A 22,150-nucleotide genomic window follows, 5' to 3' on the forward strand; every position below is an offset into this window, starting at 1 on the left:
CTACTAAATCACGGCCATGTTCCTGTTCTTCAGATCCGTCACCAGCATCAGGCCAGGCGAATGCGTGATTGCGAACGGCACCTTGGCGGCGTTGATCACCGATTGCGGCGTCACGCCGCAGGCCCAGAACACCGGGATCTCGTCGTCGGCGACAGATACGGGATCACCATAGTCAGGCTTGGCGATGTCCTTGATGCCGATCAGATGGGGATGGCCCAGATGCACGGGCGCGCCGTGCACGGCCGGATAGCGCGAGGTGATCTGCACCGCGCGGATCGCGTCAGCCGGCTTGAACGGGCGCATCGAGACGACCATCGGCCCCGCGAACGGACCTGACACGCCGCAAGCAATATTGGTGCGATACATCGGCACGCGCACATTCTCCTCGATGTGACGGATCGGCATGCCCTCGTCGAGCAGCGCCTCCTCGAACGAGAACGAGCAGCCGAGCACGAAGGTCACGAGATCGTCGCGCCAGTAGCCGGTGACGTCGGTCGGCTCGTCCACGACTTCGCCGTCGCGCCAGACACGGTAGCGCGGCACGTCCGTACGGATGTCGAGATCGGCGCCGAGCGCAGGGATGTGCGGGCTGCCGACGTCGGACATGCCGATGATCGGACACGGCTTTGGATTGAGCTGGCAGAAGCGGTGGAAGGCGCCGGCATATTCGGCCGGCAGGATCGCCAGATTGCCCTGGACGAAGCCGGGGGCGATCCCCGCGGTCGAGCCGACCTCACCACCGCGATAGGCGAGCCGCGCCTGGAGGCTCGGAAGCGTGTCGGGCGTTTCAGTTTGCTGCGCTGCCACCAAAACAGTCATGCGATCGACCTGCCTATAAACTCGACAAAGACAGCCAACACCAAGCGTGCTATAAAGTCTAATCTTCCTTTCTAATCGATATCGATAAATCTGATTTATCGTTTGGGAAAATCCTTCCAATGCTGGACTTCAGGTCGATCGAAACCTTCCTCTGGGTTGTGAAGCTCGGCAGCTTCCGGGGGGCTGCGGCACGGCTCAATACGACCCAGCCAGCGATCTCCCAGCGCATCGCCCAGCTCGAACGCGAGATGGGCGTGAAGCTCCTGAACCGCGATCATCGCGTGGCCTCGCCGACCCCGAGCGGGCGGCAGATGATGGTCTACGCCGAGAAGCTGATTGGCCTGCGGGCCCAGATGATGGCCGAGATCGGCGACCGCTCCGCAATGCGCGGCGTAATGCGGCTCGGCGTCGCCGAGACCATCGTGCACACCTGGCTCCCGCGGTTGGTGAAGAGCGTCAACGAGATCTATCCGAATCTGTCGCTGGAGATCGAGGTCGACATCACACCGAATCTCACCGCGCGCCTGCTCGCACAGGAGATCGAGCTTGCATTCGTGGTCGGACCGCTGTCGGCCTCGGGCGTGCACAACCGCAAGCTCGCTGACTATCCGATCGGCTTTCTCGCAAGTCCATCACTCGGGCTCGGTCATGGCCCGGTGACTTCAGCCGACATCGCGCGGTTTCCGATCATCACCTTCCCACGCAAGACCAGGCCCTACGAGGTTGTGCGCGAAGTGTTCGACCGGCCGGAGCTGCCGCCGATCCGCCTCCATGCGTCGGCTTCGCTCGCGACCGTCATCCACATGGCAATCGAAGGCCTCGGCATCGCCGTGATCCCCGACGCCATCGTCGAGAACGAGCTCGCCGACGGCCGGCTGCAATTGCTCGACACTGATCTGGCGATCGCACCGCTGACATTCACGGCGAGCTGGCTCGCCTCGCCCGACGTCGTCGCGGTGCAGCGCGTCGCCGAGCTTGCCTGTCAGATTGCGCAGTGCAGCCTCGCGGTTGACGCGCCCGTCCCGGCGCGTCATTGAAAAAGGCGCCGGACAACACGAGAGATCGAACGCATGAGCCGAGCCGCGACCAACCTGCAAATCGATTCCGCCCGCCTCTGGGGATCCATCCACGAGACCGCGAAATTCGGCGGGACAGCCAAAGGCGGTGTGCGGCGGCTGACGCTGAGCAGCGAAGACAAGCAGGTGCGCGACTGGTTCCGGAAAGGCTGTGAGGACGCCGGGCTCGAGGTTCACACCGATGCGCTCGGCTCGCAGTTCGGGCTGCGCAAGGGCCGCGACATGTCGAAGCTGCCCGTCGGCATCGGCTCGCATCTCGACACCCAGCCGACCGGCGGCAAGTATGACGGCATTCTGGGAACGCTCGGCGCGCTGGAAGTCATCCGCACGCTGAACGACGCCGGCATCGAGACCGAGGCGCCGATCTGCGTCGTCAACTGGACCAACGAGGAAGGCTCGCGTTTTGCGCCGGCCATGATGGCGTCCGCCGCCTACGTCGGCGATTTCACCACCGACGACATTCTCTCACGCAAGGACATCGACGGGACCACGGTCGGCCAGGCGCTCGACAGCATCGGCTATCGCGGCGACAAGCCGGTCGGCTTTCAGAAGCTCGGCTGCTTCGTCGAGTTGCACATCGAGCAGGGCCCGATCCTCGAAGCTGAAGGCAAAACCATCGGCGTGGTCGATTCCGGCCAGGGCGTGCTGTGGTACGACGGAAAGATTTCCGGTTTCGAGAGCCATGCGGGCTCGACCCCGATGCCGCTGCGGCGCGATGCGCTGGCGACGCTCTCCGAGATCGTGCTGGCGATGGAGGCCATCGCGAAGAAACACGGGCCGAACGCGGTCGGCACCATCGGCGAGGCCGTGATCGCCAATCCCTCGCGCAACGTCATTCCCGGCGAGGTCGCCTTCACGATGGATTGCCGCAGCGCCGATGGCGCGATCATGGATGCGCTAGATCGTGATTTGCGCGCCGCGATTAGCGAGATCGCGGCCCGTCGCAAGGTCGATGTGAAAATTGACCTCGTCTGGCGCAAGCCGCCAACGCATTTCGATCCCAAGCTGATCGCAGCCGTCGAGAATGCCGCGAAGACGCTCGGTTATTCCTCGCGTCGCATCACCTCCGGCGCCGGTCACGACGCCTGCAACCTCAACACGGTCATGCCCGCGGCGATGGTGTTCGTGCCCTGCAAGGACGGCATCAGCCATAACGAGCTGGAAGATGCGACGCAACCCGACTGCGCTGCAGGCACCAACGTGCTGATGCACACCGTGCTGGCGATCGCCGGCGTCGCTTCCTGATCGGAGATAGACATGCGTGGAGTATTCGTCGACGCCAACGAGGCGCTTGCCCTGATTATGGAGCGGCTGGAAAAGCCCGGCGATCCCAAGGTACGGATCCACAGGGATCCTGACATCAAGCCCGAGCAATACCCTGAAATCCTCGACGGCGCGGAGATCGCCATCGTCGACCACACGGCGCTTCCGACCGAAGTGGCGAAGAAGTGCGCAGGATTGAAGCACGTCGTTTTCCTCGGCACGGGCGCGCGCAGCTACATGAACCCGGAGGAACTCGCCGAGCTCGGCATTTCCGTGCATCTGATCAAGGGCTATGGCGACACGGCGGTCGCGGAATCCGCGATCGCGCTGATGTGGGCCTCGGCCCGCGTCATAGCGATGATGGACCGCGAGATGCGCGCCGGGAACTGGCTGCGCGAGGATGGCATGCAACTCACCGGCAAGACCCTCGGCCTGATCGGATTCGGCGGCATAGCCGCGGAGGTCGCGCGCATCGCGTCCGGCAGCGGCATTAGGGTGATCGCCTGGAACCGCTCGCCGAAGAGCCGTCCGGGCGTTGAGTTCACCGATCTCGATACGCTGCTGGCGAAGAGCGATGTCGTATCGCTGCACCTGCTGCTCAACGACGAAACGCGCGGCATGATCACGCGCGAGAAGATCGGCCAGATGAAACCGGGCGTCGTCCTCATCAACACCGCGCGCGGCGCCATCGTCGACGAGCAGGCCATGATCGATGCGCTGAAGTCGGGCCATATCCGTCATGCCGGCCTCGACGTCTTCAACATCGAGCCGCTGCCGGCGGACCATCCGCTGACCAGGATTCCGAACGTGACGCTGTCGGCACATTCCGCCTTCCGTACGCCGGAAGCCAGTGAAAACCTGATTGAGGCGGCATGGGTCCATTGCCGCCGGATCGTGAAAGGATAAGAGCAACAACAATGGCCGACTATCGCAACATCAAGGCAGAGCCGCTCACCAACGCCATCCGCGCCATTGTCAGGGCCGGCGGCTCCTCGGACCGAGAGGCAGAGCTCGTGTCCACCAATCTCGTGGAGGCCAATCTCAAAGGGCATGACTCCCACGGAGTCGGCATGATCCCGCGCTATGTCCAGAGCGTCATCAACGGCGGCCTCGCCGTGAACGCGCACGTCAAGACCGTGCTCGACACCGGCCCGCTTCTGACCCTCGACGGCCTCACCGGCTACGGCCAGGTGATTGGCCATGAAGCGATGGAGCTTGCGGCAGCGCGCGCCAAGCAAAACGGCGTGTGCCTCGTCGGTCTCTCCAACGCGCACCACATCGGCCGCATCGGCCACTGGGCCGAGCAGTGCATCGACCACGGGCTGGTCTCGATCCACTTCGTCAACGTGATCTCGCGCCCGATCGTGGCGCCGTGGGGCGGCAGCGATGCACGTCACGGCACCAACCCGTTCTGCGTCGGCATTCCGCGCCGGGGCAAGGACCCCATCGTGCTCGACTTCGCCACCAGCAGGATCGCGCAGGGCAAGACCCGCGTCGCCCACAACAAGGGCGTCCAGCTCGAACCCGGCACCATCATCGACAACGAGGGCAAGCCGACCACCAACCCTCGCTACACCGTGATCCCGCCGCACGGCGCCATCCTGCCGTTCGGCGAGCACAAGGGTTCGGGGCTCGCGCTGGTATGCGAGATCCTCGGCGGCGCGCTGTCCGGCGGACAAGTGGTCAAGGGCCCGTCGGACGGCAAGTACAACGTCCTCAACGGCATGCTCTCGATCGTCATCGATCCAGGCAAGCTCGGCACCGGCGAAAACCTGGCGCGCGAAGTCGAAAGCTTCGTCGCCTGGCACACCGGCTCGCCGCCCGCTCCCGGCGTCGACAAGGTGAAGATCGCCGGCGAGCCCGAGCGCGAGACCAAGAAGAAACGTCTCGCCGAAGGCATTCCGGTCGATCCGACCACCTGGCAGGAAATTGTCGAGGCCGGGAAGAAGTTCGGGCTGGATCAGGCGACGATCGAGCAGATCGTCGGATAAGCCGTCATCACGTCGTCCCGGCGAAGACCGGGACGACGTCTTCTGTAGAAGATCGCCTTAGTCCACCATATCCGCGACGGCCTTGCCGCAAGCCGTCGTGTCGGCGTTGCCGCCGAGATCCTTGGTGCGCAGCGTGCGCTCGGCCAGCGTACGCTCGATCGCATCGACGATCGACTTGCCGGCGACCTTCTCGCCGAGATGATCGAGCATCATCGCGCCCGACCAGATCGCACCGATCGGGTTGGCTATGCCCTGCCCCGCGATGTCGGGTGCCGAACCATGCACGGGCTCGAACACCGAGGGGAAATCGCCCTCAGGATTGATGTTGCCCGACGGCGCAATGCCGATCGTGCCGGTGCAGGCCGGACCGAGATCGGAGAGGATGTCACCGAACAGGTTGGAGCCGACGACGACGTCGAACCAGTCCGGATGCAGCACGAAGTTCGCGGTGAGAATGTCGATGTGGTACTTGTCCCACTTCACGCCCGGGAACTTCCTGGCCATCGCCTCCACGCGCTCGTCCCAATAAGGCATGGTGATGGAGATGCCGTTGGACTTGGTCGCCGACGTCAGATGCTTCTTCGGCCGCGACTGGGCGAGTTCGAAAGCGAACTTCAGGATGCGGTCGACGCCGGTGCGAGTCATCACCGTCTGCTGCGTCACGAACTCGCGGTCGGTATCCGGGAACATGCGGCCGCCGACGGAGGAATATTCGCCTTCGGTGTTCTCGCGCACCACCCAGAAATCGATATCGCCGGGCTTGCGATTGGCGAGCGGCGACGGCACGCCGGGCATCAGGCGCACCGGGCGCAAATTCACATATTGATCGAATTCGCGGCGGAATTTGATCAGCGAGCCCCACAGCGAGACGTGATCCGGAATTTTTGCCGGCCAGCCGACCGCGCCGAAATAGATCGCGTCGTGCTTGCCGATCTTCTCCTTCCAGTCGTCCGGCATCATCTGGCCGTGCTTCTCGTAATAGTCCCAGGACGAGAAGTCGAAATGATCGAAATGCAGGGACACGCCGTGCTTCTTCGCGGCGGCCTCCAAAACGCGCAGGCCTTCGGGCATCACTTCCTTGCCGATGCCGTCGCCGGGAATGACTGCGATCCGGTATTGTTTCTTGCTCATCGAGAACGTCCTTGGTTGGTCCGGCAGCCGCCGTCTTTTTGACCGCACTGCAATGGACCAAAGTCGGCGGCAGTGCAACGCTGCACTGCAATGTTGACCATGGCGCAGCCGGGCGCCTACTGATTTCATTCCGTTCCCATCCTGCGAGTACCTCTCATGGATCTGCATCTGCGTGGCAAGCGCGTCCTGATTACGGGCGCGTCCAAGGGCATTGGCGCCGCCGCCGCCGAGGCGTTTGCCGAGGAAGGCGCAAACCTCCTGCTCGCCGCCCGCAGCGGCGATCAGCTCAAGGCGCTGGCCGACCGCCTGCGCTTGGCGCACCAGATCGATGCCGCGACGAGCATCGTCGACCTGCGCAAGGCGGAGGACATCGCGCGGCTCGCGAAGGAAGCCGCCGACATCGACGTGCTCGTGAACAATGCCGGCGATATCCCCGGCGGCTCGATCGACAAGATCGACGAAGCGACCTGGCGCCACGCCTGGGAACTCAAGGTGTTCGGCTATATCAACCTCACGCGGCAGATCTATGCGCAGATGAAAGCCAAAGGCGGCGGCGTCATCGTCAACGACATCGGCGCGGCCGGCGAGAAATTCGACGCCAATTACATCTGCGGCAGCGCCGGCAATGCCGCACTGATGGCTTTCACCCGCGCGCTTGGCGGAAAAAGCCTCGCCGACAACATCCGCGTGGTCGGCATCAATCCCGGCCCCGTCGGCACCGATCGTCACGTCACGCTGCTGAAGACGCGGGCAAAGCACCAGTTCGGCGACGAGAGCCGCTACAAGGAATTCCAGAAAGGCCTGCCGCTCGGCCGCCCCGCGCATGCGCGCGAGATCGGCGACCTCATGGCATTCCTGGCGTCCGATCGCGCCGGCTATACGTCCGGCGTGATCTACACGGTGGATGGCGGTATCGGCGCCGGGTGGGGTTAGATTTTTTCTATCAGAGCGAACCAAGCCTAGCTTAGGAGTAAGATAGTTGTCTCAAGAGTTGATCCGCGAAACCGCCTGCACCGTCGTCGACAAGCTGCGCTCCGGCGACGTTTCTCCGCTTGAACTGCTCGATGTGGTGGAGAAGCGCGTCAGGGAGGTCGACGGCAAGGTCAACGCGCTGCCGACGCTGTGCTTCGATCGCGCGCGAACCCATGCAAAGGCCCTGATGCAGAAGCCTGCCGGTGCGCGCGGGCTGCTGGCGGGCTTGCCGCTGCCGATCAAGGATCTCACAGACGTCGCCGGCGTGCTGAACACGCAGGGCTCGCCAATATTCAAAGACAACATTTCCGCGACGTCCGACCTCATGGTCGAGAACCTCGAAGCCAACGGCGCGGTCGTCTACGCAAAATCCAACACGCCGGAATTCGGCGCCGGCGCCAACACCTTCAACGAAGTCTTCGGCGCGACGCTCAATCCCTGGGATACGTCCAAATCGGCCGCGGGTTCATCGGGCGGTGCTGCGGTCGCGCTCGCAACGGGCATGGCATGGCTCGCTCAGGGGTCCGACATGGGTGGATCGCTGCGCAGCCCCGCGGCCTTTTGCGGCGTCGTCGGAATGCGGCCGAGCATCGGCCGCGTCGCGCATACGCCCAAGTCAGGCATCGACCGCAATCTCGGCGTGGTCGGCCCGATGGCCCGCAACGTCGAGGACCTCGCGCTGCTGCTCGATGCGATGAGCGGCGACTATGCCGACGATCCGCTGTCGTTGCCGGCACCGACAACCTCGTTCCTGTCTGCTGCTCAATCGGGCAAGAAGCCGAAGCGAGTTGCGTATTCGCCCGATCTCGGCATCACGCCCGTCGATCCCGAGGTCAAGGCGATCACGCGCAAGGCCGCCGAACGTTTCGCCGAGGCCGGCGCCATCGTCGAGGAGGCGCATCCCGACTGGCGCGAGGCGCATGAATGCTTCCACGTGCTGCGCGCCTTCGACTTTGCGATCACCAAGGCCAATCTTCTCCGCACCAAGCGCGACCTTCTCAAGCCGGAGGTGATCTGGAACATCGAGGAGGGCCTCAAGCTCACCGTCGAGCAGCTCGCGCGCGCCGAGGCGCAGCGCGTCGGCATGACCGCGCGCGCGATCGAGTTCTTCAAGACGTATGATCTGCTGCTGACGCCAACGACGATCGTACCGCCCTTCCCGATCGAGCACCGCTATGTCGCCGAATGCGCGGGCAAAAAGTTCGAGAACTACGTCGAATGGCTCGGCATCGTCTACGCCATCACCCTCGCCTGCTGCCCGTCGCTGTCGTTGCCCTGCGGCTTCACGGCGTCGGGCCTGCCGGTCGGCATGCAGGTCGTCGGCGCGCCCCGCGCGGATGCGCAGGTCATCGCCGGCGCGAAGGTACTGGAGGACATTCTGGGCCTGCGCGGGCGGACGCCGATTGATCCCAAGGTGAAGAAGTAAGGCTTCTGGTGTCCCGGACGCGGCGCGTCCGGGACTTGGGCCCTCATCTTCCGCCCGTCGCCTCCAGGCTCCGGCTGTAGCGCGACATGGCGAAGCAGAAGACGAAATAGATCGCGGCAACGAAGATATAGACCTCGACCGAAAACTGCTGCCAGGCGGGATCGATGATCGCGGTCTTGGCCGTCGTCAGCAGGTCGAAGATGCCGATGATCAGCACCAGGCTGGTGTCCTTGAAAAAGGCAATGAAGGTGTTGACCAGCGGCGGGATGACGTGGCGGATCGCCTGCGGCAAAACGACCAGCCGGTGCTTGCGCCAGTACGACAGCCCCAGCGCATCGGCGGCCTCATATTGGCCGCGCGGCACGGCCTGGAGGCCGCCGCGGATCACTTCGGCCAGATAAGCGCCCGCGAACAGGATGATCGCGATCTGCGCCCGCAGCAGCTTGTCGATGTTGAATCCGGCAGGCATGAACAGCGGAAACATCACGCTCGCCATGAACAGGAGGCTGACCAGCGGCACGCCGCGGATCAGTTCGACATAGAGCACCGAGAGCGAGCGGATCGCCGGCAGCTTCGAGCGCCGGCCGAGGGCGACCAGAATTCCGAGCGGGAAACCGAACGCCAGTCCGAACGTCGCCAGGATCAGCGTCACCGGCAGGCCTCCCCAACGGTCTTGCGAGACGAAGGACAGCCCGAACACGCCACCCCACATCAGCACGCTGATCAGCGCCAGCGCGCCAATCCAGAGGAAAGCAAGTTCGCGCCGCCATAGCGCACGGCGCGTGGAGAGGAAGAACAGCGCGATGAACAGCACGACCGACAGCGCCGGCCGCCACTGCTCGTCGAACGGATAGGTGCCGAACAGGATGAACCGGTACTTTTCGGGAATGATGGCCCAACAGGCGCCCAGGCCGCGCATTGCCTTGCAGGCGCTGGAATCGTTGGCCGGTGTGAGCCAGACCGCGTTGGCAATGCCCCACTGCACGAAACTGAATACGCCTTTCCCCAGCACCGCCAGCAGAACGACCGTGAGGATGCCGTTGGGAATCGACGAGAACAGATTGGTGCGCAACCAGCGCAGCACCGGGTTGCCGATTTGCGGGCGGCGGGCGGCACGCGGCAGGTCGGGCATGTCGGTGATCGCAGTCATGCTCAGCGCTCCGCCAGCGCGATGCGTGCATTGTACCAGTTCATGAAGAAACTGATGCCAAGGCTGATGGTGAGGAAGACGGCCATGATCAGTGCGATCGCCTCGATCGCCTGCCCGGTCTGGTTCAGCGTGGTGTTGGCGATCGAGACCACGTCCTGGTAGCCGATCGCCACCGCGAGCGAGGAATTCTTGGTCAAGTTGAGATACTGGCTCGTCATCGGCGGCACGATCACGCGCAGCGCCTGCGGAAGGATGATCTGGCGCAGCATGAAGCTGCGGCGCAGGCCGAGTGCACTGGCGGCATCCCATTGGCCGCGCGGCACCGACTGGATGCCGCTACGCACGATCTCGGCGATGAAGGCCGACGTATACGTGACGAGCGCGATCAGCAGCGCGAAATATTCCGGTGCGAGCGTCAGCCCGCCGACGAAATTGAAGCCGCGCAGCTCCGGCCATTCGATCTTCCAGGACACACCAAGCAGCAGCGATACCGCCGCCGGCAGCACGACAATGAGGCCGAGCGCAAAGGGCCAGGCCGGCCGTGGCTTGCCGTCACGCATCTGCTGCGCGAGCAGCCAGCGCTGAATGACAAAGAATGCAGCGCAGCCCAGCAGGGCCGCGCCGAGCACCCGGAGTTGCGGCGGCCCGATCGGGATCGCCGGCAGGATCAGACCGCGATTGGAGAGGAACACGCCCTCGACGGGCCGCCACGCGGCGCGCGCAGCAGGAAGGGCCTGCATCAATACGTACCAAAACAAGAGCTGGAGCAGCAACGGGATGTCGCGCAGGACTTCGACATAGACTGCCGCGAGTCGCGACAACAGCCAGTTCGCCGACAGCCGCGAGATTCCGATCAGCGTGCCCAGGATGGTCGCGAGCACGATGCCGATGACGGCGACGCGCAACGTGTTGGCGACACCGACGACGAAAGCCCAGAGGTAGCTGTCTCTCGGATTGTAGGTGAGCAGGCTGTCGGCGATCGGCATTCCGGCCTCTCGACCGAGAAAGGCAAAGCCGGTGGTGATGCGGCGGGCCGAGAGGTTGGTCACGGTGTTGGACCAGAGGAAGGCGACAACGGCGACGGCAACGCCGACCACCAGCACCTGCCAGAACACGCCCTTCAACTCGTTTGGTCCGAGCGCTCCGAAGAAGCTGCGGCGCGGCGGCGGCCTGGGATCATCTGACGTCACAGCACAAAAATCCTTCTCGAAAACAGCGATTTCCGGCGGCGCGCATCAACTGTTGCACCAAAATCTTATCTATGCAACAAATGTTTCATGGCCGAGCCCGTGAAATCCTCGCCGCTGAGCGAACTGCGCATTGCGTTGCCATCGCTCCCCCTGCGCCTGCAGGAGGTCGGTCGTTTTGTCGCGGCCAACGACTACGACGCCACCACCCGTTCGATGCGCGATCTCGCAGCGGAGGCCGGCGCCGATCCCGCCGCGTTCACGCGGCTTGCCAAGGCGATCGGCTATTCCGGCTGGGACGAATTGCGCGCCGCGCTCACGGAGGCACGGCGGCCGTCGCCGACGTCGCCCTTCTCCGGCCGCGCCAAGAGCCGACGCCACGGGCCGAATGCCGATGTCGCGCTCGTCACCGACAAGCTTGAAGCCGAAGCCGCGGGGCTGCCGCGCATTTCGGCCCACGCGATCGCCGATGCGGCCCGTGCGCTGCACGATGCAACGCGGATATGGATCACCGGCTACCGCAGCTGTCGTAGCGTTGCGGAATTGCTCAATTACGAGCTCAGGCTTTTCCGGCCCGAACAGGTCCAGATCGTCGGCGCCTCCGGCCCCGACGATCTCGATCTCTGCGCGTTCCGCCCCGGTGAGGCCGTGATCGTGATCGGCTTCGTGCCCTACACCAACGCCAGTGTCCGCGTTGCACAGGCCGCTTATCACGCCGGCGCGACGCTGATCGCAATCGCGGACAGCGTGGCTGCGCCGATGGCCGAAGGCGCCGACCATGTCTTGCTGTTCGAAGCGGCCTCCTCGCCGGGCTTCTTCCCGAGCCTGACCGGCGCGCTTGCGATTGCGCAATCGCTGGCGGCAGTGACTTTTTCGCTCGGCGGCACGGCGGCAAAGAAGCGCCTTCAGGATACCGAGGCGCGGCTCGCTGCGGCCTCCACCTATGTCTCAGAGAAAGGTTGACCCATGAGCACCCGCACCAGCCGCGTGCTGCATCGCTCATTGCGCGAGACGCCGCCCAAGGCGATCGGCGGCGAGGGCATCTATCTGTTTGCCGAGGACGGGCGGCGCGTGATCGACGCTTCGGGTGGCGCGGCGGTCTCCTGCCTCGGCCACCAGCATCCGCGCGTGATCGCAGCCATGGCGAAGCAGGCTTCGACCCTTGCCTATGCGCACACCGCCTTCTTCACCTCCGAGCCGGCCGAGGCACTCGCCGAGACGCTCGTCGGCCACGAGCCCGGCGGTCTCGCCTACGCTTATTTCGTCAGCGGCGGATCGGAAGCGATCGAAGCCAGCATCAAGCTGGCGCGGCAGTATTTCATCGAGCGCGGCGAGCCGCAGCGGCAGCATTTCATCGCGCGGCGGCAGAGCTACCATGGCAATACGCTCGGCGCGCTGGCCGCGGGCGGCAATGCCTGGCGCCGCGCCCCCTATGCGCCGCTGCTCTCGGCCGCCTTCAGCCATGTGACGCCGGCCTTTGCCTATCACGAGAAGCATGACGGTGAGACGGAGGCCCAGTTCGTTGCGCGCCTGGCCGCCGAGCTTGAAACGGAATTCCAGCGGCTCGGTCCCAACAGCGTTGCCGCGTTCCTCGCCGAACCCGTCGTCGGGGCCACTGCCGGCGCGGTGACGGCGCCAGACGGCTACTTCAAAGCGGTGCGCGAGATCTGCGATCGGCATGGCGCCCTGCTCATCCTCGATGAGGTCATGTGCGGCATGGGCCGCACCGGCACTACGCATGCCTGGCAGCAGGAAGGCGTCGCGCCCGATATCCAGGCGATCGCAAAGGGCCTCGGCGGCGGCTACCAGCCGATCGGCGCCATGCTCGCGAGCAGCAAGATCATCGACACCATCCGCTCCGGCTCCGGCGCGTTCCAGCACGGCCATACCTACCTCGCGCACCCCCTCGCTTGCGCCGCTGCGCTCGCGGTGCAGGACGTGATCCGGGAAGACAATCTGCTTGAACGAGTGAAGCAGCGTGGCAAGCTGCTCGAGCAGCGGCTGACCGAGCGTTTCGGCAATCACCGCCATGTCGGCGACATCAGGGGCCGCGGCCTGTTCTGGGCGATCGAGCTCGTCGCTGATCGCGCCAGCCGCACTTCGTTCGATCCGGCGCTCAAACTCAATCAGAAGATCAAGGCGGAGGCCTTTGCCAACGGGCTCGGCTGTTATCCCGGCGGTGGCACCGTGGACGGCGTCCGCGGCGACCACGTGCTGCTGGCGCCGCCCTACATCGCGTCCACCGACGAGATCGATCAGATCGTCGACAAGCTTGGCACGGCCGTCGACGATGCGTTGCGTAGTGTCAATCACTGAGGGGAGAGTAGCATGATGAGGAAAGTGGTTATAGCGGCGAGCATGCTCGCCGCATCGGCGGTGGTCGCCCAGGCGGCGACGCTCGACACGGTCAAAAGCCGCGGCACCTTGGTGTGCGGCGTCAGCGCCGGTTTTGCCGGCTTCTCGGCGCCGGACTCGCAAGGCAACTACAAGGGTCTCGACGTCGATTATTGCCGCGCGCTTGCGGCCGGTGTGCTCGGCGACCCCAACAAGGTGCGCTACGTCGCGCTGACCGCGCAGAACCGCTTCACGGCGCTGCAGTCCGGCGAGATCGACGTGCTCTACCGCAACTCGACTGAGACTTATTTGCGTGGCGTCACGCTCGGCCTCCGCCAGGGTCCGATCAACTTCTACGACGGCCAGGGCTTCGTCGTGAAAAAGGACCTCGGCGTGAAGGAGCTGAAGGACCTCAAGGGCGCCACCGTCTGCGTCGCGCAGGGCACCACCCATGAGGTCACGCTCGGCGATTACGGCCGCGCCAACGGCATCGACTGGAAGCCGCTGGTGTTCGACCGCGTCGACACCATGTACCAGACCTTCTTCGGCGGTCGCTGCGATGCCATGACCCAGGACGCTTCCGCGCTCGCGGGTGCGGTCACGACGGCCGCGCCGAACCCGGCCGACTACGTCGTGCTGCCGCAGACCATCAGCAAGGAGCCGCTCGGCCCCTTCACCCGCAACGGCGACGAGGTCTGGAGCGACATCATCACCTGGCTGCACTACGGCCTGATCGAGGCCGAGGAACTCGGCGTGACGCAGGCCAATGTCGAAGAGATGACGAAGTCGCAGACGCCGGCGATCCAGCGCCTGCTCGGCGCCTCCGGCGACCTCGGCTCGCGCCTCGGACTCGACAACAAATGGCTGGTCACGGCACTCAAGGCCACCGGCAATTACGGCGAGATCTATGAGCGCAATGTCGGCAAGGCGAGCCCGCTCAAGCTCGAGCGCGGCCTCAATGGCCTCTGGACCAAGGGCGGCTTGATGTACGCGGTGCCGTTCAAGTAAACGGTGCCTCACCTCTCCCGCTTGCGATCCCGCAAGCGGGAGAGGGAGACGACCGCCGGTGCCGCGGCGTCGTGCACACAATATGCGATTGCCCCGCCGCAAGGCGGCGAGGGAGAAGAGACACCCATGCGCATCGCACTGATCCACGCCCTCAAGCACTCCATCGCCCCGATCGAGGCGGCGTTCGCCAAGGCGTGGCCGGAAGCGCGGCTGATGAATTTGCTCGACGACAGCCTGTCGGCGGATCTCGCACGTGACGGCAAGCTCAACGAAGCCATGACCGATCGCTTCCTCGCGCTCGGCGACTACGCGGTTGCGACCGGGGCGAACGCCATCCTGTTCACCTGCTCGGCCTTCGGCCCCTGCATCGAAGCCGTCGCGCGGGCACATGCGCCGATGCCGGTCCTGAAGCCGAACGAGGCGATGATCGAACGCGCCGTGACCATGGGTAAGCGCATCGGCCTGCTGTCGACCTTCCCGCCAACGCTGGTGTCGATGCCGCCGGAGTTTCCGGCGTCGGCCCAGGTCGTGCCGAAACTGGCCGAGGGAGCGCTGGCGGCACTCGACCGCGGCGATCGCGCCACGCATGACCGGTTGATCGTCGAGGCATCGAAGGGCCTGCGCGACTGCGACGTCGTTGCCCTGGCGCAATTCAGCATCGCTTCAACCGCACCGCTGGTCGCGGAAGCGACCGGCCGTCCGGTCGTGACGACGCCGGACAGCGCGGTCGAGAAGCTGATGCGGCTGCTGAAAGCGAAGGCCTAAGCGCCGGCCTTTTTCTGACGCTGCGCTTCCTTGATCGCGATCGCGAGCGCGGCCTTGGTTTCGTTGACAAAGTCCTCCACCAGTTCCTCGCGCGTGGCATGCGCAGCCTCGCCGGTGAACAGGCCCTGCTCGGCCAGCATCACGACCCCATGCAGCGCCGCCCAGATCTTGAGGGCCTGCCGCTCGCGCAGATAGCCGACCGCCGGCGCTTCCAGCGCTTCGATCACGAGCTCGAACGTCTCCCGCGTCGCCTCATGCAGTTCGCTATCTTTTGCCGCGCAGGAAACGGTGCGTGATGCAAACATCAGGCGATAGATGCCGTTGCGCCGCAGGCCGAAATCGAGCGTCGCCTGCGCCAGTCGCGACAATTTTGATTGCCTCGATGGCTTCGCCATCGCCTCGCGCAACATCGCGCTGAACTGCCGGAACGCCTCAGCCGTGACCGCGGCAAGCAACGCCTCACGATCGGCGAAATGGCGGTACGGCGCCGGCTGCGAGACCCCGAGCTGCTTTGCCAGCGCCTTGATGCTGATCGCCTCGGCTCCCCCTTGTTCCGCCTCGCGCAACGCGGCCTTGATCAAGGCGTCGCGGAGATCGCCATGGTGGTAGGTGTTTCCGGGCTTCCGAGCGAAATGTGAACGCATGTTACGGCGAAGCCTATAAGTTTGCGCTTGACAGGGGAAGCCTGCCGCGAATGTAATAGCATATAACTTAGAACAAGCGGCAAATGCCGCGGACAAGATCGACATGAGGAACGCGCCGCCCTTCGGGCCACGCGCATCGACCGAGGGAGCCGCAATGGCAGAACGACTGAAAGTTCACGTCGATCCCGACAAATGTCAGGGCCACGCGCGCTGCAAGGCGCTGGCGCCGGAGCTGTTCGAGCTCGACGAATACGGCAACGCCCACGCGGCCGGCGACGGCACGGTTCCGCCGGGCCTCGAAGACAAGGCCTGGCTTGCCAAATCCAACTGCCCTGAAATCGCGATCGATGTGATCGAGGAGTAGCGCGGCCCTTGCCCGCGCACCTTGCCTGCCTTCAGCGAACACGAGCCCCAAGGGATTTCTAGAGATGTCCGACGTCAGCCAGCCTGCCGCCCATCCGCCCGTGACCGACTGGGTCAACGATTTCGACCACACGGACCCGCAATGGACTGATGACCCCTTCCCGATCTGGGAGGAGCTACGCGCCGCGAGCCCGGTCGTGCATACCGAGCGCTTCCTCGGCTGCTACATGCCGACGACCTATGAAGCGGTGCGCGAAATCGCCAACGACACCGAGCATTTTTCGTCGCGCCGCATCATCGTTCGCGACGTCCGCCCCGAGATCGCCAGGAACGCGGCCCCGCCGATCACGTCCGATCCGCCCGTGCACAAGCCGGCCAAGCAATTGCTGCTGCCGCCGTTCACGCCGGACGCGATGAAGAAGCTCGAGCCGCGCATGCGTGCGATCTGCAACGAGCTGATCGACGGCTTCATCGCCGACGGCAAGGTCGACGCAGCCGCGCGCTACAGCAAATATATCCCGGTTCAAGCCATCGCGCACATGCTCGGCATTCCCGAGAGCGACAGCGATCTCTTCATCAACTGGATCCACATGATCCTGGAGCTCGGTATCAAGGACGAGAGCAAGCTGCTCCAGGCCGTGCAGGAGATGAGCGACTATTTCAGGGCGCATATCGAAGAGCGAAGATCGAAGCCGACTGACGACCTGATCTCCTATCTGATGAATGCCAAGGACAAGGAAGGTCAACCGCTGGAGGAATCCCACGTGCTGGGGTCGCTGCGGCTGCTCCTGATCGCCGGCATCGACACGACCTGGAGCGCGATCGGGTCCTCGCTCTGGCATCTTGCCAGGACGCCTGCCGACCGTGAACGTCTGATCGCCGAGCCATCACTGATCCCGACCGCCGTGGAGGAGCTGCTGCGCGCCTATTCGCCGGTGACGATGGCGCGCGAGGTTGTGAAAGAGACCACGATCTCGGGCTGCCCGGTCAAGACGGGCAACATGGTGCTGCTGTCCTTCCCGGCAGCCAATCGCGACCCAAAGATGTTTCCGGACGCTGACAAAGTCGTGATCGACCGCCGGGAGAATCGCCACGCTGCCTTTGGCCTCGGCATCCACCGCTGTGTCGGTTCCAACCTTGCGCGGATGGAGATGCAGGTTGCGCTGGAGGAATGGCTGAAGCGAATTCCGGACTTCGTCCTCGATCCTGCCGGGACCGTGACCTGGTCGCAGGGTACGGTGAGAGGCCCCCGGCAGTTGCCAATTCTGTTTGGAAGGGCGATGTAACCTCCCAGGCAGCGGATTTCTGGGAGGCCGGACGTGACAGAGCAATCAATCCAACCGGCCTCCGACCATTTCGACATCGCCGACGCCGAGCGGCGGATCAAGGCAATCTTCATCGGCTCCGTCGGCAATCTCGTCGAGTGGTACGATTTCTACGCCTATACCGCGTTCGCGCTCTATTTCGCCCCGGCCTTCTTTCCCGGCAGCGATCCCGTGGTGCAGCAATTGAACGCCGCAGTGGTGTTCGCTGCGACCTTCCTGATGCGCCCGCTGGGCGGCTGGTTTTTCGGCTACCTGGCCGACCATTTCGGCCGCCGCATTTCGCTGACCCTGTCGGTCGTGTTCATGTGCTTCGGCTCGCTGATCATCGCGCTGACGCCGACCTATGCCAAGATCGGATTCGCCGCGCCGGTGATTCTGGCGCTGGCCCGCGTCATCGAGGGCCTGAGTCTCGGCGGCGAATATGGCGCCAGCGCCACGTATCTCAGCGAGGTCGCCGATCCCAAACACCGCGGCTTTTATTCGAGCTTTCAATACGTCACGCTGATCGGCGGCCAGCTCACCGCGATCATCGTGCTGCTGCTCCTGCAAAAGGTGTTCCTCACGCCCGACCAGCTCAAGGCCTGGGGCTGGCGCATTCCGTTTGCGATCGGCGCGGCGCTCGCGATCTTCGCCGCTGTGATGCGGCGCGGCCTGCATGAGACCGAGGCGTTCGAGGAAGCCAAGAAGAAAGTTCAGCCGACCGGCTCACTGACCAACCTGCTGCGCTATCCGCGCGAGCTGTTGCTGGTCGTCGGCCTGACCGCCGGCGGCACCGCGGCGTTCTACACCTTCACCACCTACATGCAGACCTTCGTCAAGCTTTCGGTCGGGCTGACCGAGGATCAGACCACCTTCGTGATCTTCGGCACGCTGATCTTCGCGACCATCCTCCAGCCGATCTATGGCGCCATCTCCGACAAGATCGGGCGCAAACCGCTCTTGATCTTCTTCGGCGTCGCCGGCACGCTCGCCACCGTACCGCTGCTGATGACGTTGAAGGAGACCAAGTCGCCGTTCATGGCGTTCGTCCTGATCTGCTGCGCCTGGCTGTTCGTTGCCGGCTACACCTCTATCAACGCGGTGGTGAAAGCCGAGCTGTTCCCGACCAATGTCCGCGCGCTCGGCGTCGGCCTGCCCTACGCCATCACGGTCTCGATCTTCGGCGGCACTGCGCCGGCGATCGCGCTCTATTTCAAGACCATCGGGCACGAGCAGTGGTTCTACTACTATCTCGCCGGCGTCATCTTCCTGTCGCTGATCATCTATTCCACCATGCGCGATACCAAGCACACCTCCGCGATGCACCGTCACGAGTAGCCCATTCACGAGTAGCCCATGGCCGACGAGACGCCATCCGACAGCAAGCTGACGCGCACCAAGGAGAGATGGGCGCGTGAGGGCCGCTTTCTCACGGGCAAGGTGACGCGTCCGGAGGACCAGCGGCTGCCGCCGGGCCAGCATCTGACCCAGGACTGGCCGGTGCTCGATCTCGGTGTCGTGCCTCCGGTGTCACGCGAGCGCTGGCGGCTGGACGTCTATGGCGCCATCGAGAAGCCGGTGTTCTGGACTTTTGCGGAGTTCATCGCGCAGAAGCAGGACCGGTTCACGTCCGACATCCACTGCGTGACGACCTGGTCGCGGTACGACAACGAGTGGGAAGGACTTGCGACCCGCGAGCTGCTCGCGGCCTGCCAGCCGCGCGACGATGCGCACTTCGTCGTGCTGCATTCCTATGATGGATACACCACCAATCTCGCGCTGGACGACTTTGCCGCCGAGGAAGCGCTCCTCGCCCATAGCTGGTCGGGCCAGCCGCTGTCGGACGAGCATGGCGGCCCGGTGCGGCTCGTTGTGCCGCATCTGTATTTCTGGAAGAGCGCCAAATGGCTCCAGGCCATCGAATTCACGACCGAAGATGCGCCGGGTTTCTGGGAAGTCCGCGGCTACCATAACCGTGGAGATCCCTGGGCCGAACAGCGCTATACAGGCGATTAGGGTCAAGCAAACACGGGGGAAAGCTCATGCCGACGGAACGCTTTCAATTCACCGGGGAAGGCGACCATCAGCTCGCAGCCGCGCTGGAGCTGCCCGACGGCGAGCCCGCGGCCTACGCGCTGTTCGCGCATTGTTTTACTTGCGGCAAGGACACGCTGGCCGCGAAGCGCATCTCGGTTGTGCTCGCCGCCAAGGGCATCGCCGTGCTGCGCTTCGACTTCACCGGGCTCGGCTCCAGCGAAGGCGATTTCGCCAATTCGACGTTCTCCTCGAACGTCGCCGATCTCGTGCACGCAGCGGATCACCTGCGCACGACCCGCAAGGCGCCGTCGATCCTGATCGGTCACAGCCTGGGCGGCGCTGCGATCCTGGCAGCCGCCGGCAAGATTCCCGAGGCCAAGGCTGTCGCGACCATCGCGGCGCCGTCCGACCCGGCCCATGTCACCGGTCTTTTCAAGGAGCATATCGACGGCATCCGCGCTCAGGGTGCGGTCGAAGTCTCGCTCGCGGGCCGCCCGTTCCGGATCAAGCGCGAATTCCTCGATGATATCGTCGAGCACGAGTTGATGAAGGACGTGACCGGCCTGCACAAGGCGCTGCTGGTGATGCAGTCGCCGGTCGACGATACCGTCGGCATCGACAATGCGACCAAGATCTTCGTTGCAGCAAGGCACCCCAAGAGCTTCGTCTCGCTCGACCACGCCGACCATCTGCTGACGAAGCCCGCCGACGCGCTCTATGCAGCCGATGTGATTGCCGCCTGGGCCAGCCGCTACATCGACACCGCGAAGCCCGCAGCGGTTGCTGATGTCGCGGACGAGCCGCGAAGAGTCGTGGTGCAGGAGACCCGCAAGAGCAAGTTCAACCAGCTCGTCACCGTCGGGCCGCATCATCTGGTGGCGGACGAGCCGAAGGCTGCCGGCGGCGAGGATGCCGGCCCTGGTCCCTACGATTTCCTCCTCGCCGGTCTCGGCGCCTGCACCTCCATGACCATGCGCCTCTATGCCGACCGCAAGTCGCTGCCGCTCGACCGCGTCACCGTCACGCTGAAACATTCCAAGATCTACGCGAAGGACTGCGCGGAATGCGAGACGCGCGACGGCATGCTCGACCAGATCGAGCGCGACATCTCAATGGACGGCACGCTCGACACCGAGCAGCGCAAGAAGCTGATGGAGATCGCCGACAAGTGCCCGGTGCACCGGACGCTGACCTCGGAGATCCGCATCGTGACCAAGGCTGTCGACTAGCCGCGCGAGAAGCACGACGCCATTGTCCGCACTGCAGCGCTGATCTCGCTCTCGCGCCAGGCCGCAAAGCCGAGCAGCAGGCCGTGATCGCGCGGCTTGCCGAGCGCCAGGCTCGACAAGGCGCGCGTTTCGACGCCTGCCTCCACCAGCCGCTTCACCACCGCCTGATCGGCGTGACCTCGTTTGAGACGGGCGACCAGCTGGATGCCGCCCGAGGGCACTTCGACCGAGAGTACCTCGCCAAGACGACGCCCCAGTCCTTCGACGAGGTGATCGCGCCTGAGGTGATAGAGCCGGCGCATCCGGCGCAGATGCGCAAGGAAATGCCCTTCCGCGATGAACTCGGCGAGAGCTTCCTGGATGTGGCTCGACGCGATCAAGCCGATGTGCCGCTGCGCGATCTCGAATGTGCCGATCAGTGCCGGCGGCACGACGAGATAGCCGAGCCGGATATCCGACGTCATCGCCTTCGAGAAGGTGCCGACATAGAGCACACGACCGTGGACATCGAGGCCTTGCAGGGCGGGCACCGGTCGGCTGTCATAGTGGAACTCGCCGTCGTAATCGTCCTCCACGATCCAGGTCCTGCCTGACATGCTCGACCTGAGAAACTCGGTGCGGCGGGCGAGCGACATCAGCCGTCCGGTGGGATGCTGGTGCGACGGCGTCATGAAGATGAGCTTCGGCGCGGCCATTCCCGGCATCCGCTGCATGCCCTGCTGGTCCAGTCCCATGCCGGTCACGCGCGCACCGGATGCACGGAAAGCCGCTGCGGCGCCGGGATAGCCGGGATCCTCGACCCGGACGTCGTCGCCGGGTGTCGTCAGGACAGCCGCGATCAGGGTCAGCGCGGCCTGCGCACTCGGCAGGATCATGATCTGGTCCGTCGTGGCGCGAACGCCTCTGCTTGTCGCCAGATAATGTGCCAGCGCCTCACGCAGGCGCGTGCGGTTGACCGGACCAGGCTCGCGCCTGGCGGCGCGCACGGCGCTGCGGCGCAAGCAGCGTGCCCAGATCTCGTTCGGAAACTCGCGCGCATCTCCATGTCCCGGACGCAACGGTTTCAGCAAGGCCTGATAAGACATCGGCCAATCCGTCCGCTTGAGCTTCGACGCCCAAGGCGAGAGCCGCGGCTTGGCAGACGGCACGTTAGACGCGGCGGCACCCGCCCCTTCGAAACGCTCACCGCCGTCGACCGTCACCACGGGACGACGTCCGTGCGACGCCGCGAGATATCCTTCGGCGGCGAGTTGCTCGAATGCGTAGGTGACGGTGTTGCGGGAGACGCCGAGATCGCTCGCAAGCTGGCGGCTCGACGGCAGCGTGCGGCCTTTGGCGAGCCGGCCAACCGCGATCAGGCTTCGGAGCTGGCTCGTTAGCTGCGCAACCAAGCCCTCATCGCCGGCCCGATCGAGGTCGATCAGCGCGGAGATCATGCTTTCTGAAACTGG

21 protein-coding genes are annotated in these 22,150 nt (G+C 64.6%); 15 read left to right on the forward strand and 6 right to left on the reverse strand.

The features are described from left to right. Positions 1-3 precede the first annotated feature (3 nt). Positions 4-819 carry a putative hydro-lyase gene (locus tag XH90_RS24875; RefSeq protein WP_194476948.1) on the reverse strand — a complete coding sequence of 272 codons (816 nt, stop codon included), beginning with the start codon at positions 817-819 and terminating at the stop codon, positions 4-6. Between the two features lie 119 nt (positions 820-938). Between XH90_RS24875 and XH90_RS24880 the strand changes: the two genes are divergently transcribed. From XH90_RS24880 to XH90_RS24895, 4 genes are read left to right on the forward strand one after another with little or no spacing between them, the layout of a single operon-like run. Further along, positions 939-1,856 carry a LysR family transcriptional regulator gene (locus XH90_RS24880; protein WP_194476949.1) on the forward strand — a complete coding sequence of 306 codons (918 nt, stop codon included), beginning with the start codon at positions 939-941 and terminating at the stop codon, positions 1,854-1,856. A 33-nt stretch (positions 1,857-1,889) separates the two neighbouring features. Continuing rightward, entirely contained in the window at positions 1,890-3,140 is a 1,251-nt protein-coding gene (locus tag XH90_RS24885; RefSeq protein ID WP_194476950.1) for a Zn-dependent hydrolase, read from the forward strand. Positions 3,141-3,152: 12 nt separating this feature from the next. Further along, on the forward strand, positions 3,153-4,064 hold the full coding sequence (locus XH90_RS24890) for an NAD(P)-dependent oxidoreductase (protein WP_194476951.1): 912 nt from the start codon (positions 3,153-3,155) through the stop codon (positions 4,062-4,064). Positions 4,065-4,075: 11 nt separating this feature from the next. Then, entirely contained in the window at positions 4,076-5,149 is a 1,074-nt protein-coding gene (locus XH90_RS24895) for a malate/lactate/ureidoglycolate dehydrogenase (RefSeq protein ID WP_194476952.1), read from the forward strand. A gap of 57 nt (positions 5,150-5,206) precedes the next feature. Here XH90_RS24895 and XH90_RS24900 read toward each other — a convergent pair whose 3' ends face one another. Next, a complete protein-coding gene (locus XH90_RS24900; protein ID WP_194476953.1) occupies positions 5,207-6,280 on the reverse strand; it encodes a tartrate dehydrogenase in 1,074 nt (357 codons plus the stop codon). A gap of 156 nt (positions 6,281-6,436) precedes the next feature. On the opposite strand from XH90_RS24900, the gene XH90_RS24905 reads away from it, so the two are divergent. Together XH90_RS24905 and XH90_RS24910 are read left to right on the forward strand one after the other, a co-directional pair. Continuing rightward, positions 6,437-7,213: an SDR family oxidoreductase gene (locus tag XH90_RS24905; RefSeq protein ID WP_194476954.1), complete on the forward strand. Its 777-nt coding sequence runs from the start codon at positions 6,437-6,439 to the stop codon at positions 7,211-7,213. A 46-nt stretch (positions 7,214-7,259) separates the two neighbouring features. Beyond that, positions 7,260-8,678, forward strand: coding sequence for an amidase (locus tag XH90_RS24910; RefSeq protein ID WP_194476955.1), 1,419 nt, complete (start codon positions 7,260-7,262; stop codon positions 8,676-8,678). A 43-nt stretch (positions 8,679-8,721) separates the two neighbouring features. Here the strand turns inward: XH90_RS24910 and XH90_RS24915 are convergent, their stop codons facing one another. Together XH90_RS24915 and XH90_RS24920 are read right to left on the reverse strand one after the other, a co-directional pair. Next, on the reverse strand, positions 8,722-9,828 hold the full coding sequence (locus XH90_RS24915) for an amino acid ABC transporter permease (protein ID WP_194476956.1): 1,107 nt from the start codon (positions 9,826-9,828) through the stop codon (positions 8,722-8,724). Positions 9,829-9,830: 2 nt separating this feature from the next. Continuing rightward, on the reverse strand, positions 9,831-11,018 hold the full coding sequence (locus tag XH90_RS24920) for an amino acid ABC transporter permease (protein WP_194476957.1): 1,188 nt from the start codon (positions 11,016-11,018) through the stop codon (positions 9,831-9,833). Between the two features lie 87 nt (positions 11,019-11,105). Between XH90_RS24920 and XH90_RS24925 the strand changes: the two genes are divergently transcribed. The 4 genes from XH90_RS24925 (at position 11,106) to XH90_RS24940 (ending at position 15,122) form a co-directional block, all read left to right on the forward strand. Beyond that, positions 11,106-11,978 (forward strand): MurR/RpiR family transcriptional regulator, encoded by an 873-nt coding sequence (locus XH90_RS24925; RefSeq protein ID WP_194476958.1) that lies wholly within the window; start codon positions 11,106-11,108, stop codon positions 11,976-11,978. Between the two features lie 3 nt (positions 11,979-11,981). After that, positions 11,982-13,331, forward strand: a complete 1,350-nt coding sequence (locus XH90_RS24930) for an aspartate aminotransferase family protein (protein ID WP_194476959.1) — start codon at positions 11,982-11,984, stop codon at positions 13,329-13,331. Between the two features lie 12 nt (positions 13,332-13,343). Continuing rightward, positions 13,344-14,357, forward strand: coding sequence for an amino acid ABC transporter substrate-binding protein (locus tag XH90_RS24935; RefSeq protein WP_194476960.1), 1,014 nt, complete (start codon positions 13,344-13,346; stop codon positions 14,355-14,357). 126 nt (positions 14,358-14,483) lie between these two features. Then, entirely contained in the window at positions 14,484-15,122 is a 639-nt protein-coding gene (locus XH90_RS24940) for an aspartate/glutamate racemase family protein (RefSeq protein WP_194476961.1), read from the forward strand. Here XH90_RS24940 and XH90_RS24945 read toward each other — a convergent pair. Beyond that, positions 15,119-15,766: a TetR/AcrR family transcriptional regulator gene (locus tag XH90_RS24945; protein WP_194476962.1), complete on the reverse strand. Its 648-nt coding sequence runs from the start codon at positions 15,764-15,766 to the stop codon at positions 15,119-15,121. The two genes, XH90_RS24940 and XH90_RS24945, sit on opposite strands and share 4 nt — an antisense overlap. Before the next feature lie 154 nt (positions 15,767-15,920). On the opposite strand from XH90_RS24945, the gene XH90_RS24950 reads away from it, so the two are divergent. From XH90_RS24950 to XH90_RS24970, 5 genes are all read left to right on the forward strand, one after another. Continuing rightward, a complete protein-coding gene (locus XH90_RS24950) occupies positions 15,921-16,130 on the forward strand; it encodes a ferredoxin (RefSeq protein ID WP_194476963.1) in 210 nt (69 codons plus the stop codon). Between the two features lie 64 nt (positions 16,131-16,194). Beyond that, positions 16,195-17,415 (forward strand): cytochrome P450, encoded by a 1,221-nt coding sequence (locus tag XH90_RS24955; protein ID WP_194476964.1) that lies wholly within the window; start codon positions 16,195-16,197, stop codon positions 17,413-17,415. A 33-nt stretch (positions 17,416-17,448) separates the two neighbouring features. Continuing rightward, positions 17,449-18,771 carry an MFS transporter gene (locus XH90_RS24960; protein WP_194476965.1) on the forward strand — a complete coding sequence of 441 codons (1,323 nt, stop codon included), beginning with the start codon at positions 17,449-17,451 and terminating at the stop codon, positions 18,769-18,771. 18 nt (positions 18,772-18,789) lie between these two features. Further along, a complete protein-coding gene (locus XH90_RS24965) occupies positions 18,790-19,449 on the forward strand; it encodes a sulfite oxidase-like oxidoreductase (RefSeq protein ID WP_194476966.1) in 660 nt (219 codons plus the stop codon). A gap of 26 nt (positions 19,450-19,475) precedes the next feature. Further along, positions 19,476-20,699, forward strand: coding sequence for a bifunctional alpha/beta hydrolase/OsmC family protein (locus tag XH90_RS24970; RefSeq protein WP_194476967.1), 1,224 nt, complete (start codon positions 19,476-19,478; stop codon positions 20,697-20,699). On the opposite strand, the gene XH90_RS24975 is transcribed toward XH90_RS24970, so the two are convergent. Further along, on the reverse strand, positions 20,696-22,135 hold the full coding sequence (locus tag XH90_RS24975; RefSeq protein ID WP_194482797.1) for a PLP-dependent aminotransferase family protein: 1,440 nt from the start codon (positions 22,133-22,135) through the stop codon (positions 20,696-20,698). The two genes, XH90_RS24970 and XH90_RS24975, sit on opposite strands and share 4 nt — an antisense overlap. Between the last annotated feature and the right edge of the window lie 15 nt (positions 22,136-22,150).

Origin of the sequence: Bradyrhizobium sp. CCBAU 53338, assembly GCF_015291665.1 — a bacterium.
Taxonomy (GTDB): Bacteria; Pseudomonadota; Alphaproteobacteria; order Rhizobiales; family Xanthobacteraceae; genus Bradyrhizobium.